We start from the raw sequence: 16,060 nt of genomic DNA on the forward strand, positions 1-16,060 counted from the left end.
ACTTACAATTTAATCTTTATTTCTTGCGACTTATCTACAACAAATTCTTTCTTAAAACCAAAAACAACATATTCTAAATTACCTTTAATTCTAACATTTATCTTATTGGTTAAAATAGAATTGATCAAACCTCCTAAAACTCCATTTTTGTTGGTATTTAATAATTTCTTAGTAGGTATACTTGCAAATAGCGGAATGGAGAATTCTTTTCTAGCGGGCACTTTAAATTCATCGGCAGTTACTTGTGCAACCTCATGTTCGTTCACCATAATTTGAATTTCATCTGTAGAAATTTTTCCGCCAACATCATTTGGATTCTCGAAAAAAGCAAACGCTTTTAAAACGACTGTATCGCTTTTAATACTCACTAATTTTATATCATCAACTTTAATAAAAATAGGTTCTTTATTCACAGAACAGCTTGTTATCAATAAAAATATAAAAGTAAAATATAGAAGATTTTTCATCTAAATAAATTAAAAAATTAGGTAAATTGCTCTTGCAAAAATACAGTATTAAATGACACCTCAAGATTTTATCATTCGAGAAATTCAACCTAAAGATAATCGTGAACTTGCAAAAGTTGTGAGAGCCGTTATTTTAGAAATGGGAGCTCCCAAGACAGGAACTGCTTACGAAGATAAAGCTACAGACCAAATGTTTGAAACCTATCAAAAAGAAAAAGCTATTTATTATGTGGTAGAACATGAAGGAAAAGTTGTTGGCGGAGCAGGAATTGCACAATTAGATAATTTTAAAGGCAATACTTGTGAATTGCAAAAAATGTATTTTTTGCCCATTGCAAGAGGAAAAGGATTAGGCACCAAACTGATTTCTACCTGTTTAGAAAAAGCCAAAGAATTTGGTTTCGAAAACTGTTATTTAGAAACGCTTCCTTATATGAAAGCGGCCGTTAAATTGTATAAAAAATATGGTTTTACTGCTTTAGATGCACCAATGGGAAACACTTGCCACTATTCTTGTAACGTTTGGATGATTAAAAAAATATGATTTTAAAAGAATTTAGAAACTATTTTTCGGAAGCACTTTCAGAAATCTATCCAAAAACAGAAATCGATACTTTTTTCTTTTTATTGATTGAAGAAAAACTTCATTTGCAAAGAATAGACACGGTTTTAAAACCAGATTTTTTAATTGATGATGACATGCTTCTTCGATTAAAAAACATTACAAAAAGATTACAAAAAGAAGAACCGATTCAATATATTTTAGGAAAAACGGAGTTCTATGGATTGCCTTTTATTGTAAATGAAAACACTTTGATACCAAGACCAGAAACAGAAGAATTGGTGGAGTGGATTATAAAAGAGATTCAAGAAAAAAGAATAAAGAGTAAGGATGTCATTTCGAATATTAATGAGAAATCTCTTTCAATTCTTGATATTGGAACAGGAACAGGTTGTATCCCTATTTCATTAGCGAATAACCTAAAATGTGTAAAAATTTCTGCTATTGATGTCTCTAAAAAAGCTTTGCAAATTGCACGTAAAAACGCTAATTTAAATAATGCTGAAGTCGATTTTATAGAAATGGATATTTTAAATACTAACAAATTAAATCAGCAATATGATATTATTATTTCTAATCCTCCTTATGTTCGAGAATTAGAAAAAGTTGAAATCAATAATAATGTGTTAGAAAATGAACCACATTTGGCTTTATTTGTTACTGATGAAAATCCACTAATCTTCTACAAAAAAATTACAGATTTAGCCAAACAACATCTTACTAAAAACGGAGTATTATTTTTTGAAATCAATCAATATTTAGGCAAAGAAACTGTTGAAATGTTAGCAGAAAAAGATTTTAAAAATATCATTCTTAAAAAAGATTTATTTGGGAACAATAGAATGCTAAAAGCGAGTTTCATTTAGTTTGTTTCTAAACTTATTTTCTGATAACTTCGCTAACTACGAATATAAAACATTGAAACGTTGCATATTCGTCACTACGTTAGCGAATCTTCCAGTAAATTCTATTGAATTATCATCAATACTCAGTCTTTAATTTGATTACTTTTGCAGAATGGTTAAAGAAATTCAACTTCGTGTAAATTTAATTGAAGAACGTAAAGAGAATACGCTATTATATAAAGCTGCAAAACAATTAGGTGTTGAAACCTCAGAAATAACTGCAGTAAAAGTGTTACGTAAATCAATTGATGCTCGTAAAAAAAACATCATCTTTAATTATAAAGTTGCGGTATACATAAACGAAGCCGTTCCTGAAAAATCGGATTATATTTTTGAGTATAAAGACGTTTCTAAGGCTAAAGAAATTCACATTGTTGGTTTTGGTCCTGCAGGAATGTATGCAGCTTTGCGTTGCATAGAATTGGGGTACAAACCTATAGTCTTAGAACGTGGAAAAAACGTACAAGACAGACGTAGAGATTTACGTGCAATTAATCAAGAACATTTTGTAAACGAAGATTCTAATTATTGTTTTGGTGAAGGTGGTGCAGGAACCTATTCTGATGGAAAATTGTATACACGTTCTTTGAAAAGAGGTGATGTTCGTAGAATTTTCGAAAATTTAGTTTTTCACGGAGCTACAGAACAAATTCTAATTGATGCACATCCACATATTGGAACGAATAAATTACCAAAAATCATTCAGAATATTCGTGAGAATATCTTAAAGTTTGGTGGCGAAATTCATTTTGAAACGAGAGTGACAGATTTTATTGTTAAGAACAACAAATTACTTGCCATTCAGCTTCAAAATGGAGAAGAAATGACTGTAAATTCTGTAATTTTAGCTACGGGGCATTCAGCGAGAGATATTTACGAATTGTTGCACAAAAAAGAAATCGCTTTAAAAGCAAAATCTTTTGCAATGGGTGTTCGTGTAGAACATCCGCAAGAAATTATCGACCAAATTCAATATCATTGTTCTGGCGAAAGAGACGAATTGTTACCTGCGGCCGCTTACAGTTTGGTGCATCAAGTAAACAACAGAGGGGTATATTCTTTTTGCATGTGTCCTGGCGGATTTATAGTTCCTGCAGCCACGGCAAATGGCGAAGTTGTTGTAAACGGAATGTCTCCTTCTCGTAGAAATAATAAGTTTGCCAATTCTGGTATTGTGGTTGAATTAGATATTGACAAAGATTTTAAAAAGTACGAACATTTAGGTGCTTTAAAAGGATTACAATTTCAAAAAGATTTAGAAAAAATTGCTTTTTATGCAGGTGGTAGAACGCAAACTGCACCCGCTCAAAGATTGGTAGATTTTGTAGATGGAAAACTCTCTCCAGAATTAAACGATTGTTCTTATCAGCCAGGTTTAAAATCGGCTCCACTACACTCGCTTTTACCAAAAATTATTGGAAGTAGATTGCGAAAAGGCTTTGCAGCATTCGGTCAAAAAATGCACGGTTATCATACAAATGAAGCCAATATTATTGGTGTAGAATCTAGAACTTCATCCCCGGTTAATATTCCAAGAAAAGAAAATTTAGAGCACACAGAAATAGAAGGTTTATTTCCTTGTGGAGAAGGTGGTGGTTATGCTGGTGGAATTGTTTCTGCCGCTATGGACGGCGAACGTTGTGCCGAAGCTGCCATTGCTAAATCTTAGCAGTAAAAAATTTATCACATAAAATAAATTCAATGAAGTTTAGTTTTATAATTTTTCTAATATTTATTACTTCAATTACGTATTCTCAAAGAAAACTAAACCTAGAGATCACCTTTAAAAATGGTAAAGTAATTCAAGGTGATTTTAATGTAAGTATTAAGAAAATTGAGGATGCAAAAACAAAAAAAGAATACAATTATGATAGCATAACAACTATGATTATTGATAAAAAAAATCCTAGACTTGACGCTTATATTATTAATATAAAAAAAAATGTAAACTCTAAAAAAATACTTCAAGGCATCGGTTACATTATACATCAAAATAAACATTTAGAGCTTTATCAAGTAGCTTTTCATATTAAAGACAGCTATCAAAGTAATATCAGCAGGGAATTTAGAAAAGGTTCAGAACTTTATATTAAAAGAAAAAATGAAAGTTATGCATTTAATATTGGTTTTATAGATGGTAAGGGTTGGCATAAAATAAAAAAGAGAGTAATCACTTTTTTTAAAGATTGTCCAAAAATTGTAAAATACATCAAACAAGGAAAGTTAGATGTAAAAGAAACCATAAAATTAATTGATTTCTACAATGAATATTGCTATTCTAATATTAAAAACTAATTTATAAACTTAAAGTTTTTACATTTGCAAACATGCGAATAGACATTATTTCAGTAGCTCCAGATTTACTAAAAAGCCCTTTTAATCATTCTATTATAAAGCGTGCACAAAAAAAAGGGTTGGTAGAAATTATGGTGCACGATTTGCGTAAATATGGTTTGGGCAATTACAAACAAATAGATGATACACAATTTGGAGGAGGCGCAGGAATGGTAATGATGATTGAACCCATTTCGAATTGCATCAAAAAATTACAATCAGAGAGATCTTATGATGAAATTATCTATATGACTCCAGATGCGAAAACATTAAATCAATCGATCGCAAATACGCTTTCATTGAAAGAAAACATTTTAATTCTTACGGGGCATTATAAAGGTGTAGATCAAAGAATTAGAGACAAATACATTACCAAAGAAATTTCTATTGGTGATTATGTATTAACAGGTGGCGAATTAGCCGCAGCAGTTTTAGTAGATGCTGTTGTCCGTTTAATTCCAGGTGTTATTGGTGATGAACAATCGGCTTTAACCGATTCTTTTCAAGACAATTTACTATCACCTCCCGTTTACACAAGACCTGCAGAATTTGAAGGAATGAAAGTTCCTGCTATTTTATTGTCTGGTAATTTTCCTAAAATTGACGATTGGAGAAGCGAACAAGCCTATAAACGAACAGAAGAAATAAGACCTGATCTTTTAGATGAATAAGATTTTATTACTAATAAAAAACAACAAAGCCATTTCTTGGGTTTTAGGTTTTCAACTTTTTAGGTTGATATTACTCCCATTTATGGGTTTAATGCCTCAAGATGCCTATTATTATTTATATGGGCAAAACTTATCTTTATCCTATTTTGATCATCCAGGAATGATAGGATACATTTTAAGAATCTTTACCGATATTTTTGGACAATCTGTATTTACCATAAAATTTGCTGATTTTATAATTACTTCTTTAACTATTCTGAGTTTTTACAAATTAGCCTCTTACTTTTTATCCAAAAGAAAACTACAAAGAGCTATTGTTTTATTGGTCTCAACCATTTTTGTTTCCATTTTATCTTTTAATTCTACTCCAGATGTTCCTTTACTTTTATTCTGGACACTGAGTTTAATCTGCTTATACAAAGCCATTTTCGAAGAAAAAAAATGGTATTGGATTCTTGGTGGTATTGCAATGGGATTAGCTTTTAACAGTAAGTACACAGCCTTATTATTACAAATCGGACTAATTGCTTTTCTTATTTTTTCTAACAAATACAGAAAATTTTTAATTTCTCCGTGGCTATGGGTTTCAATTATAATATCTGTGGGAGTCATGTTTCCTGTATGGTGGTGGAATTATCAAAATGAATTTGCTTCGTTTGCTTTTCAATCTTCAGAAAGAACAAATTCTATCTCAGAATTTAAAATTTCCCCAAAAAATTTCTTCGGGGCTATTGGGCATCAGATGTTCTTACTATTACCTATTTTATTTTTCATTTTCATCACTTTTACATTTAAATATTTAAAAAGAGCATTGCTGAAATTTAAAATTCCGGAGGGTAAAACCTTATTTTTACTGGCTTTTTTTATTCCTACTTTTGTTGGCTTTTTTAGCCTCACGCCAATTTATTGGGTAAAACTAAACTGGATGATGCCTTCCTATATAACAGGAATCATTTTAGCAGGAATGTTTATCAACAAAAAATTATTGAAAAGTCAAATTATACTTTCTATTGTTTTTCATGTTTTAGTAGGTTTGCAAGTTTTATTTTATCTCGTTCCAATTAAAAGTGATGACACTTGGATTGGATGGAAAGAACTGGCCACTGAAACCAAAAAATTGCAGGAAAAATACCCAAATACATTTGTTTTCTCTGAAGATAATTATAAAACATCAGCTTGTTTAAACTTTTATATGGATGATAAAGTTTATGCGCAAAACATTATTGGGTTACCTGCTTTACATTTCGATTATTTAGGTGATAATCTATCTACCTTAAACTCTAAAAATGCTATTTTTATTGATTCTGACAAACGTTTTAAAAACAAAAACAAAAAAGGAGACCTTCACCCTTTACTAAAAGATTATTTTAATAATGTTACCGAATTAGAACCCATCATTATTAAAATTAATAACAAAGAATCTCGCAAGTTTTGGGTTTTCTATTGTACTAATTATCAATCAAAAAAATAATTGTTTTTAGTTTTTTGAACAAAAAATAATGATTACTTTTGCAACCGCTAAATTAACCTCTGACGAGAATCGTGAATGTTACTTTACAAAACTATAAATATTAAGATATGGAATCTTTAGTAAAATTTGTTCAAGACGAATTCGTAACAAAAAAAGAATTTGCAGAATTTGCTGCTGGTGATACAATTACAGTGTATTACGAAATTAAAGAAGGAAACAAAACTAGAACTCAGTTTTTTAGAGGTGTAGTAATTCAAAGAAGAGGATCTGGAACTTCAGAAACATTTACAATCAGAAAAATGTCTGGTACTGTTGGTGTAGAAAGAATATTCCCAATAAACTTACCTTCTATTCAAAAAATTGAAGTTAATAAAAGAGGTAAAGTACGTAGAGCACGTATTTTCTACTTTAGAGGTCTTACTGGTAAAAAAGCCAGAATTACTGAGAAAAGAAGATAATCTCTCTTTAAAAAAATATAAAAAAAGCGTTGTGAATATTTCACAACGCTTTTTTTAATGAACAAATGTTAATAACCATGGTTAATACTCTGTTGATTTCTAATTGGTTAAAAAGTTTGTAAAATCAAAAATCAAATATATATTTACACTATAATTTACAAAATAATTCAACTTATCAGTCTTCAAAAACTAATATAAAAATTAAACGTAAATAAATAAAGTAACGTTCTTTACATATTGTTTTATCTACAAACTTATGATTAGTTTATGATATAAATCAAAATTAACAAATTAATTAAAAGCTTAGTTTAGAGAATTGGCATTTAAAAAAACATAGGATTTTGTAAATGAAAATTTACAGTAACTATTGAAAATTTAAATCTATGTGAATAAATTAAAGCCTTAACTATAATTGATTGGGAATACGATTATATAGACATACAAATTAGTTTACAGTTCGTGATAAACAATCTGAAACATTAATAAAAGTTTTAAAAAAGTAGAATGCTTAATTAAAATTAAGGATGTTTCAAAAACTGAAATAGTTAAACGTGATTTCTTTGTTAAAAAGAAATATAAAAGGCAACTTTTATTTGATTGTTAAGCAATTTGCATCAATACTTAAAACTATTTCAAAGAAGCCATATCACTACAAGAAATTGTGCGATATGGCTTTTATTTTTAACTTCTACGAAATCGTTTTCAAAAATTATTAAAATCATAATAAAACCTGCTAATTAATAGGATTTTACCATTAAAAATCTCATCTATAATTCTTAAATTTGCTCGCTTTCGTAAAATCAATAATGGTTTTATGATTTTTTACACAAAAGAATTATCTAAAAAAATATAAAAATGAGTAAAATAGCTAAAATTGTATACACAAAAACGGATGAAGCTCCAGCTTTAGCAACACGTTCTTTCTTACCAATTGTAAAAGCTTTTACAAAATCATCTAATATAGAAATTGAAGTAAAAGATATTTCTTTAGCATCAAGAATTTTAGCTAATTTCTCTGATTATTTAACAGAAGATCAAAAGGTTGAAGATGCTTTAACCGTTTTAGGTGATTTAGCTACAAAACCTGAAGCTAATATTATAAAATTACCTAACATTAGTGCTTCTGTTCCGCAACTAAACGCTGCTATAGCAGAATTACAAGCTTTAGGTTATGCATTACCCGATTTTCCAGAAGAAGTTGTAACTGAAGAAGATCAGAAAGTTTTATCGCTTTATAATAAAGTAAAAGGCTCGGCTGTAAATCCTGTTTTACGTGAAGGAAACTCAGATCGAAGAGCTCCAAAAGCTATTAAAAATTATGCTCGCAAAAACCCTCACTCAATGGGTGTTTGGGAATCTGATTCTAAAACTCATGTAGCCACTATGAGCGCTGGAGATTTTGCACATAATGAAAAATCTGTTACTCTAGAAAATGCTACAAAAGTTAGCATATACCATATCAATAATGAAGGCTCTAAGACTATCTTAAAAGATGAATTAGCTTTAATTAATGGTGAGATTATTGATGCTACTGTAATGAGTAAAAAAGCATTATTATCTTTCTTAGATAAAGAAATTAATGAGGCTACTGAAAGTGGTGTTTTACTTTCTTTACACATGAAAGCAACAATGATGAAGGTTTCTGACCCTATTATTTTTGGCCATGCAGTAAGAACATATTTTAAAGAATTATTTGATAAACATGCCGCAATTTTTGAAGAAATTGGTGTTGATGTAAATAATGGTTTTGGGAACTTATTAAGTAATTTAGATGAAGTCTCAGTAGAAAAGAAAGCTGAAATTTTAGCCGATATTGATACTATACTCTCTAAAAAAGCAGATTTAGCTATGGTAAATTCTGATAAAGGAATTACTAATCTGCACGTTCCTTCTGATGTAATTATTGATGCTTCTATGCCAGCAATGATTAGAACTTCGGGTAGAATGTGGAATGCTAAAGGGGAATTGCAAGATACAAAAGCGATTATACCAGATAGTTCTTATGCAGGAATTTATTCAGCAACTATAGACTTTTGCAAAAAGAATGGAGCTTTTGACCCAACTACTATGGGTACTGTTCCTAATGTTGGTTTAATGGCTAAAAAAGCAGAAGAATATGGTTCTCATGATAAAACTTTTGAAATTGCTACAGCTGGAAAAGTGGTAGTGGTCGATGAAAATGGTAAAACATTAATTGAGCATTCTGTTGATGAAGGTGATATTTGGAGAATGTGTCAAACTAAAGATTTACCAATTCAAGATTGGGTAAAATTAGCAGTTACAAGAGCAAGAGCCTCTCAAACACCAGCAGTTTTTTGGTTAGATGAGAATAGAGCTCATGATGCAGAAATCATCAAAAAAGTAAATACATATTTACCAAATCATGATACTTCTGGTTTAGAAATTAAAATTTTATCACCTATAAAAGCTACAGAATTCACTTTAGAAAGAATTGTAAAAGGAGAAGATACAATATCTGTTTCTGGTAACGTTTTACGTGATTATTTAACTGATTTATTTCCAATTCTAGAAGTTGGTACTTCTGCAAAAATGTTATCAATAGTTCCGTTAATGAATGGTGGTGGATTATTTGAAACAGGTGCCGGTGGTTCAGCTCCAAAACACGTACAACAATTTCTAGAAGAAAACCACTTACGTTGGGATTCTTTAGGTGAATTTTTAGCATTAGCAGTTTCTTTAGAACATTTAGGTAATACTAATAACAATACTAAAGCATTAGTCTTAGCTGAAACACTAGATGATGCAACTGATAAATTTTTAGACAATGATAAATCTCCTTCTAGAAAAGTTGGTGAATTAGACAACAGAGGATCACATTTTTATCTAGCAATGTATTGGGCTGAAGGTTTAGCTAATCAAAATAGAGATGCTGAGTTAAAAACACAATTCACAAAAATTGCTACTGAACTAAAAGCAAATGAAGCAAAAATTGTTGCCGAATTAAATGAAATACAAGGTAACTCTGTAAATATTGGTGGTTATTACCAACCTAATGATGAATTAGCAGATAATGCCATGAGACCTAACAGTACTTTAAACTCGATTTTAACATACTAAATAGAACATAGCACAAATAAAAAGTCGGTCTATATAAGACCGACTTTTTTATTTAAATAGATAAGTATTTGTTATTATTTTAACGTTTTCTTAAAGTTTAGAATTGTATTTTTGTTTATTAAATTAATTTAATAATTAAACAAAATGTGCAACACAAAAAAATTGCTCTTTTTATTACTTTTTTTGACTACATCAATGTATGGTCAAGAAAGATACACCATAAGTGGTACTATTTACGATAATAGTAGCAACGAAACTTTAATTGGTGTTTCTGTTTATTTTCCCGAGTTAAATTCTGGAACTACAACAAACGAATATGGTTTTTATTCAATAACATTACCTAAAGGAAGCTACAAAGTGCAAATAAGCTATTTGGGGTTTTCAACAATTGAAGAGACTATTAATCTAGACAAGAAATTAACCAAAAGTTTTAAATTAAAAGAAGAAGCCGAAAGTTTAGATGAAATCATAATAGAAACTAATATAGAAAACCTAAACGTAAGAACACCTCAGATGAGTGTTAATAAGCTTACAGCTGCCTCAATAAAACAAATTCCTGTTGTATTGGGTGAAGCAGATATTATAAAATCAATTATTCTATTACCCGGAGTAACTAGTGCTGGTGAAGGGGCTTCCGGATTTAATGTGCGTGGTGGAGCTGTTGATCAAAACTTAATTCTATTAGATGAAGCAATTGTATTTAACTCCTCTCACCTATTTGGTTTTTTCTCAGTTTTTAACCCAGATGTTATTAAAGACATTCGACTATATAAAGGAGGAATCCCTGCAAAATATGGAGGAAGATTATCATCTGTTTTAGATATTTATCAAAAAGAGGGAAATAGCAAAGAGTTTAAAGTCACAGGAGGTATTGGTTTAATTTCTAGTAGATTATTAGTTGAAGGACCAATTAAAGAAGAAAAAGTATCCTTTTTAGTAGGTGGAAGATCCTCTTATGCACACCTTTTTTTACCACTTTTTGACAATGACAATACCGCCTATTTTTATGATTTAAATACTAAAGTAAATTATAGAATTAATGATAGAAACAGCCTTTATTTCTCAGGTTATTTTGGGAAAGATGTCTTCGGTGTAAGTGAAAATTTTGTAAATACTTACGGAAACCAAGTTGCCAACCTACGGTGGAATCACTTATTTTCTGATAAACTATTCTCTAATTTATCACTAATTTATTCTGATTATTTCTACGGTTTAACTCTTGATTTTGTTGGATTTGAATGGGATTCTGGAATTACAAACTACAATTTAAAATACGATTTCAATCACTTTGTAAGCGATAAAATAAAATTAAGTTACGGTATCAATAATATTTATACCAAATTTAATCCAGGTAATATTTTCCCAAACAGAGATGACTCCGGTATTGTTGCAGAAAAATTAATTGATAAATATGCCAATGAATTTGCCACTTACCTAGATGTAGAGCATAAAATAAGTGACAAATTTAGATTACAATATGGTATTCGTTTTAGTAATTTTACTCGTTTAGGTCAAGATGAATTAAATGTTTATCAAAACAACCAACCTGTAATATATAATTCTCAATTTAAAGTTTATGAATCAGCGACTCCTACTGGTACAGAAAATTTTAACAGAAGTAAGGTCATCGCCAGTTTTAACAACTTTGAACCTAGAATTTCAATGTCATATGTTTTAAATGATAACACTTCAATTAAAACCAGTTATAATAGAATGGCACAATATTTACATTTACTCTCAAATACTGCCTCTCCTACTCCATTAGATGTTTGGGCTCCAAGTGGCCGTTATATTAAACCTCAGCTACTAGATCAGTATGCCATTGGATATTTTAAATCTTTAAAAGAAGGAAGATATTCCTTAGAAACTGAAATATTCTATAAAGACATTCAGAATAGAATTGATTATATAAATGGTGCCAATCTTGTAGCAAATAATGAAATTGAAACAGTAATTTTAAATGGACAAGCAAAAGCATACGGATTAGAAGTTTTATTTAAAAAAAATAAAGGAAATTTAAAAGGATGGTTAGCATATACCTTATCAAGATCAGAACAACAAACGTTGGGAAGAACAACCAATGAACCCGGTATTAACAGGGGTGAATGGTACAGTACCCCTTTTGATAAAACCCACGATTTCTCTTTAAATGCAAGTTACAAATTGAATAAAAAATGGAAATTCAATACAAATTTTGTCTTTCAAACTGGTCAACCCACAAATTACCCCGTTGGTCAATATGAAATACAAGGTTTAAATGTTCCTGTTTATGATGACAACAGAAGAAATGCAGATAGATTACCAGCATATCATAGATTAGATGTTTCTGCAACATTAACTCCTAAAAAAAATAAAAACAGAAAATGGCAAGCAGAATGGGTATTTGGTATTTATAATTTATATGGCCGACAAAATGCAGCTTCTATTAGTTTTAGACAAAACAGAGAAACCATGCGAAATGAAGCTATACAAACATCTATTTTTGGAATTGTTCCATCAGTAACTTATAATTTTAAATTCTAAAAAAATGAAAAAGACATATTCACTTTCAATTTTACTGTGCTTCTTTTTATTAAATTGTGAGAAAGTAGTTGATGTCGAAGTACCATCAATTTCACCAAAATTAATTATAGATGCTTCGTTTGAGGTTCTATTTGATGAAACTCCTGTAACCGCAAACACAACTGTAAAACTTCGATTAACAGCAGATTATTTTGAAGAAACAATCCCGTCAGTTACCAATGCTACTGTATTTTTAACAGACTTATCAAATAATACAATTATTAACTTTTCTGACACAAATGGTGATGGAAACTATAAGCCTGCAAATACTTTTATCCCAAAAGATAATGCTTCTTATGAGCTCACTGTAATTTATGATAATGAAACTTACAAAGGAACTGCAACAAAAATAAAATCTACTCCATTCTCTAAAGTTGAACAGGGAGATAAAACTCTGTTTTCTGGTAATGAAACAGAATTAAAAATAGCGTTTAAAGATGAAGCTAATGTAGAGAATTATTATTTATTTAATTTATCTAATAATTTATTCTTATCTATTGAAGATCGATTTTTTGATGGTTCAGATTATAATTTTTCCTATTTTTATAGTGAAGATGATCTAGAAGTTCCTGCAACTGTTAACATTAAAATGTCTGGTATTAGTAAAGAATATTTCACCTATTTTAGAGTATTGGTCGATCAAAGTGGGCAAAATGCTGGAGGTCCGTTTGAAACTGTACCTTCATCCCTATTAGGAAATATGACAAATATAACCAATCAAGATAATTTTCCTTTAGGATATTTTCATATTTCAGAGACTGATACTTTTACCATTAGTTTGGTAAAAAAAGAATAACTTCTTATAAAAATTCATTACTTAAAATGCAATAAAAACTGTATTTTTGAGTGATGGATTTTACAAAAACTACTGAGCAAGACTCTCACTATAATAATCTAGAAAAGATGTCCGTTTCTAATTTATTAATCAATATTAATAATGAGGATAAAACTGTTCCTTTGGCTGTAGAAAAATCGTTGCCACAAATAGAAGCTCTAACGTATCAAATAACCCATAAACTTAAAAACGATGGAAGGTTATTTTATATTGGCGCCGGAACTTCAGGAAGACTTGGTATTGTTGATGCTTCTGAATGTCCGCCAACATTTGGTGTTCCTCACGAATTGGTTGTCGGATTAATTGCTGGAGGTGATATTGCTATTCGAAAAGCCGTGGAATTTGCAGAAGATTCTACAAATCAAGGTTGGACAGATTTACAAGAACATCAAATATCAGAAAAAGATGTAGTTGTTGGTATTGCCGCTTCTGGAACAACACCTTATGTAATTGCTGCATTAGAAAAATGCAACGAAAATAAAATTACAACAGGTTGTATAACTTGTAATAAAAATAGTCCACTTTCAAAAACTGCTCAATTTCCTATAGAAGTAATCGTTGGCCCAGAATTTGTTACTGGAAGTTCTAGAATGAAAGCAGGAACTGCACAAAAATTGGTCTTAAATATGCTATCTACAGCTTCTATGATTCAATTAGGAAGAATAAAAGGAAACAAAATGGTAGACATGCAATTATCTAATAATAAATTAGTTGAAAGAGGACAAAAAATGTTAGCCAAAGAACTAAATATCAACTTAAATAAAGCTAGCCAATTAATTAAAAAATATGGTAATGTTAGAAATGCTTTAAAAAATTATAATTAATGAGCACCGATGTAAATGCACTCGGAAAAGGGTTAAGAAATTTAGGAATTTTAGTTTTTTTATTTATAGCATCTCCGATTGCGCTAACTATGGGGTTTAAAGCATTAGAAAAGTTTGAAAACACCAATAAAGAGTTTATATCTTACCTTATTTTAACAATAGCCGGTATCTTAATTATTTTCACCATTTTCTTTGCTTTTAAAACCTTTAACACTTTATTAAAAGCTTTTTTTAAAGATTAAATATGCAAAATTCTGACGGAATTATCGTCATTCTTTCTTATCCAGACACCATTGTAAGACCAGCATATTGGGAGTTTTCTAGTAAAATTTGGCCATTAATAGGTATTGGTGGTAAACATGCTGTACAAGCTGGTCATGCAGCTTTTTTATTAATCAAAAAAGAAGAAACTGAAATTAATTATTTTGATTTTGGCAGGTATATTACTAGTTATGGAAATGGTAGAGTGCGATCTAAAGAAACCGATCCGGAATTAGTAATTCCTGTTTTAGCTAACTTTAAAAATGGTAGACTAACTAACTTAAAAGAAATTTTACTTTGGTTAGATAAACATCCTGAAAAAACACATGGAGAGGGACGATTAGTTGCAACTATAAATAATAGAATTGATTATAAGAAAGCAAAAGCTTTTATAATATCGCTCATAAATAAAAAAGAAATTCCATACGGAGCTTTTATTAAAAAGGGGACTAATTGTGCTCGTTTTGTAACCGATACTATTATTACTGCATCTACTTTTAAAAAAATTAAATCAAGATTAAAAAAGTCAAATTTATTCACACCTAGCCCTATTGGAAATGTAATTAAAGGAACGACCACAAATTTAATTTTTGAAGTTATAAATCAGCAAACTAAAACCTACCAAAATAGATCTATCATCAAAGAATACAAAACTTCTTTTTTAAAAAAGTTTGATATAAAACCAAATTTAATTGGTACAGAATTACCTAATAAAAATGTTTTTGATTTAAAAAAAGCAACTTGGTTGGGCGGAATTGGAAGTGGAGCTTGGTTTAAAATTGAAGAAAAAATTAATGCTAAAAACTATATCATTGCAAGATATACTTCTGAGGGTTTTAAAGACTTTGAAGGTGATTTCTATGTTGATAAAAAAGGTTTTAAAATCCAAAAACCGCATCAGTTTTTACATTCTACAAACTGTAATGAAGCATTTATTAAACAAAACAAACAAGTGTTTTGTTTTAAATCTAGACCTTTAACTTAGGTGTTGTTGGATTAAAACCAAAATCTTCATCAGGTAATTCAATTCCTAATTGATAAATAACATAACCAACACTTGCAAAATGATGTATTGCATGACTATGTGCTTGCATTAAAATAGCACCTAAAGTATAAGTTGCAGATTCCAATCCTAATCCTAAATCATCTATAACTTCAATTTTTTGTTCAAGTTTTTTTTTATCAATTTCAATTAATTGATGAATTATTTCATCAAAATATTGTAAACCTAAGTTCGCTTGCAACTCTACTATTTGATTTCGATTTCGTTTATTTAAATATACATTTTTAGTTTCTAAACCCTCAAAAACACAAGAAAACACATCTAAAACATGACGCATATGGCAACCAATACTAGAATAATAGGGAGCTACAGAGGTGTTTGAATATTGTTCATCAGAAATTGAGTTTAATAATTTTATACCTCTTTGTAAATTTTTCGCTATTGCTTCAATCATATTATATATCTAAATCAACTCAGTCGTAAAAAGTTTTGTCAATTTACGAGTTCTAATTGATTTTTAAAAAAAAAATCAACAACTTTTAAAAACCTTAAAACCATACAAATACAAATAGTTTATTACATGCATAAAACCTATTAAAACTATACTTTTTAGATTATGGCACGCTCTT

At 29.7% G+C, this 16,060-nt stretch carries 15 protein-coding genes; 13 read left to right on the top strand and 2 right to left on the bottom strand.

Annotation, left to right across the window (positions count from 1 at the left end; translation table 11 throughout):
• Positions 1-2: 2 nt before the first annotated feature.
• Entirely contained in the window at positions 3-467 is a 465-nt protein-coding gene (locus DIS07_RS00130; RefSeq protein WP_109403190.1) for an LEA type 2 family protein, read from the bottom strand.
• Positions 468-519: 52 nt separating this feature from the next.
• On the opposite strand from DIS07_RS00130, the gene DIS07_RS00135 reads away from it, so the two are divergent.
• The 13 genes from DIS07_RS00135 to DIS07_RS00195 all read left to right on the top strand — a co-directional run bounded on the left by DIS07_RS00135 (position 520) and on the right by DIS07_RS00195 (position 15,413).
• Positions 520-1,011, top strand: coding sequence for a GNAT family N-acetyltransferase (locus DIS07_RS00135; RefSeq protein WP_109403191.1), 492 nt, complete (start codon positions 520-522; stop codon positions 1,009-1,011).
• Positions 1,008-1,895, top strand: a complete 888-nt coding sequence (prmC, locus tag DIS07_RS00140; protein ID WP_109403192.1) for a peptide chain release factor N(5)-glutamine methyltransferase — start codon at positions 1,008-1,010, stop codon at positions 1,893-1,895. Before DIS07_RS00135 ends, prmC begins: the two co-directional genes overlap by 4 nt.
• Before the next feature lie 151 nt (positions 1,896-2,046).
• Positions 2,047-3,603, top strand: coding sequence for an NAD(P)/FAD-dependent oxidoreductase (locus DIS07_RS00145; protein WP_109403193.1), 1,557 nt, complete (start codon positions 2,047-2,049; stop codon positions 3,601-3,603).
• Between the two features lie 32 nt (positions 3,604-3,635).
• Entirely contained in the window at positions 3,636-4,229 is a 594-nt protein-coding gene (locus tag DIS07_RS00150; protein WP_109403194.1) for a hypothetical protein, read from the top strand.
• Between the two features lie 32 nt (positions 4,230-4,261).
• A complete protein-coding gene (gene trmD, locus DIS07_RS00155; protein WP_109403195.1) occupies positions 4,262-4,939 on the top strand; it encodes a tRNA (guanosine(37)-N1)-methyltransferase TrmD in 678 nt (225 codons plus the stop codon).
• Positions 4,932-6,410 (top strand): glycosyltransferase family 39 protein, encoded by a 1,479-nt coding sequence (locus DIS07_RS00160; RefSeq protein ID WP_109403196.1) that lies wholly within the window; start codon positions 4,932-4,934, stop codon positions 6,408-6,410. Before trmD ends, DIS07_RS00160 begins: the two co-directional genes overlap by 8 nt.
• A gap of 107 nt (positions 6,411-6,517) precedes the next feature.
• Positions 6,518-6,868: a 50S ribosomal protein L19 gene (gene rplS, locus DIS07_RS00165; protein WP_109403197.1), complete on the top strand. Its 351-nt coding sequence runs from the start codon at positions 6,518-6,520 to the stop codon at positions 6,866-6,868.
• Between the two features lie 855 nt (positions 6,869-7,723).
• On the top strand, positions 7,724-9,946 hold the full coding sequence (locus tag DIS07_RS00170; protein WP_109403198.1) for an NADP-dependent isocitrate dehydrogenase: 2,223 nt from the start codon (positions 7,724-7,726) through the stop codon (positions 9,944-9,946).
• Positions 9,947-10,141: 195 nt separating this feature from the next.
• Positions 10,142-12,469, top strand: a complete 2,328-nt coding sequence (locus DIS07_RS00175; RefSeq protein ID WP_394340961.1) for a TonB-dependent receptor — start codon at positions 10,142-10,144, stop codon at positions 12,467-12,469.
• Positions 12,470-12,473: 4 nt separating this feature from the next.
• Positions 12,474-13,304 (top strand): DUF4249 family protein, encoded by an 831-nt coding sequence (locus DIS07_RS00180; RefSeq protein WP_109403200.1) that lies wholly within the window; start codon positions 12,474-12,476, stop codon positions 13,302-13,304.
• 53 nt (positions 13,305-13,357) lie between these two features.
• Positions 13,358-14,167: an N-acetylmuramic acid 6-phosphate etherase gene (gene murQ / locus DIS07_RS00185; RefSeq protein WP_109403201.1), complete on the top strand. Its 810-nt coding sequence runs from the start codon at positions 13,358-13,360 to the stop codon at positions 14,165-14,167.
• On the top strand, positions 14,167-14,409 hold the full coding sequence (locus tag DIS07_RS00190) for a DUF6095 family protein (protein WP_109403202.1): 243 nt from the start codon (positions 14,167-14,169) through the stop codon (positions 14,407-14,409). Before murQ ends, DIS07_RS00190 begins: the two co-directional genes overlap by 1 nt.
• A 2-nt stretch (positions 14,410-14,411) precedes the next feature.
• Positions 14,412-15,413 (top strand): DUF6695 family protein, encoded by a 1,002-nt coding sequence (locus DIS07_RS00195; RefSeq protein ID WP_109403203.1) that lies wholly within the window; start codon positions 14,412-14,414, stop codon positions 15,411-15,413.
• Here the strand turns inward: DIS07_RS00195 and DIS07_RS00200 are convergent.
• The gene (locus DIS07_RS00200) at positions 15,397-15,885 is read right to left on the bottom strand and encodes a DinB family protein (protein ID WP_109403204.1); all 489 of its coding nucleotides are present in this window, start codon (positions 15,883-15,885) and stop codon (positions 15,397-15,399) included. The two genes, DIS07_RS00195 and DIS07_RS00200, sit on opposite strands and share 17 nt — an antisense overlap.
• Positions 15,886-16,060 lie beyond the last annotated feature (175 nt).

Source organism: Polaribacter aquimarinus (genome assembly GCF_003129485.1).
Classification (GTDB): Bacteria; Bacteroidota; Bacteroidia; order Flavobacteriales; family Flavobacteriaceae; genus Polaribacter; species Polaribacter aquimarinus.

Coding starts and splice junctions, on each gene's coding strand:
- DIS07_RS00170 (WP_109403198.1), top strand. CDS start 7,724: ATGAGTAAAATAGCTAAAATTGTATACACAAAAACGGATGAAGCTCCA.
- DIS07_RS00175 (WP_394340961.1), top strand. CDS start 10,142: ATGTATGGTCAAGAAAGATACACCATAAGTGGTACTATTTACGATAAT.
- DIS07_RS00145 (WP_109403193.1), top strand. CDS start 2,047: ATGGTTAAAGAAATTCAACTTCGTGTAAATTTAATTGAAGAACGTAAA.
- rplS (WP_109403197.1), top strand. CDS start 6,518: ATGGAATCTTTAGTAAAATTTGTTCAAGACGAATTCGTAACAAAAAAA.
- DIS07_RS00130 (WP_109403190.1), bottom strand. CDS start 467: ATGAAAAATCTTCTATATTTTACTTTTATATTTTTATTGATAACAAGC.
- DIS07_RS00180 (WP_109403200.1), top strand. CDS start 12,474: ATGAAAAAGACATATTCACTTTCAATTTTACTGTGCTTCTTTTTATTA.
- prmC (WP_109403192.1), top strand. CDS start 1,008: ATGATTTTAAAAGAATTTAGAAACTATTTTTCGGAAGCACTTTCAGAA.
- DIS07_RS00135 (WP_109403191.1), top strand. CDS start 520: ATGACACCTCAAGATTTTATCATTCGAGAAATTCAACCTAAAGATAAT.
- DIS07_RS00190 (WP_109403202.1), top strand. CDS start 14,167: ATGAGCACCGATGTAAATGCACTCGGAAAAGGGTTAAGAAATTTAGGA.
- DIS07_RS00195 (WP_109403203.1), top strand. CDS start 14,412: ATGCAAAATTCTGACGGAATTATCGTCATTCTTTCTTATCCAGACACC.
- DIS07_RS00160 (WP_109403196.1), top strand. CDS start 4,932: ATGAATAAGATTTTATTACTAATAAAAAACAACAAAGCCATTTCTTGG.
- trmD (WP_109403195.1), top strand. CDS start 4,262: ATGCGAATAGACATTATTTCAGTAGCTCCAGATTTACTAAAAAGCCCT.
- DIS07_RS00200 (WP_109403204.1), bottom strand. CDS start 15,885: ATGATTGAAGCAATAGCGAAAAATTTACAAAGAGGTATAAAATTATTA.
- DIS07_RS00150 (WP_109403194.1), top strand. CDS start 3,636: ATGAAGTTTAGTTTTATAATTTTTCTAATATTTATTACTTCAATTACG.
- murQ (WP_109403201.1), top strand. CDS start 13,358: ATGGATTTTACAAAAACTACTGAGCAAGACTCTCACTATAATAATCTA.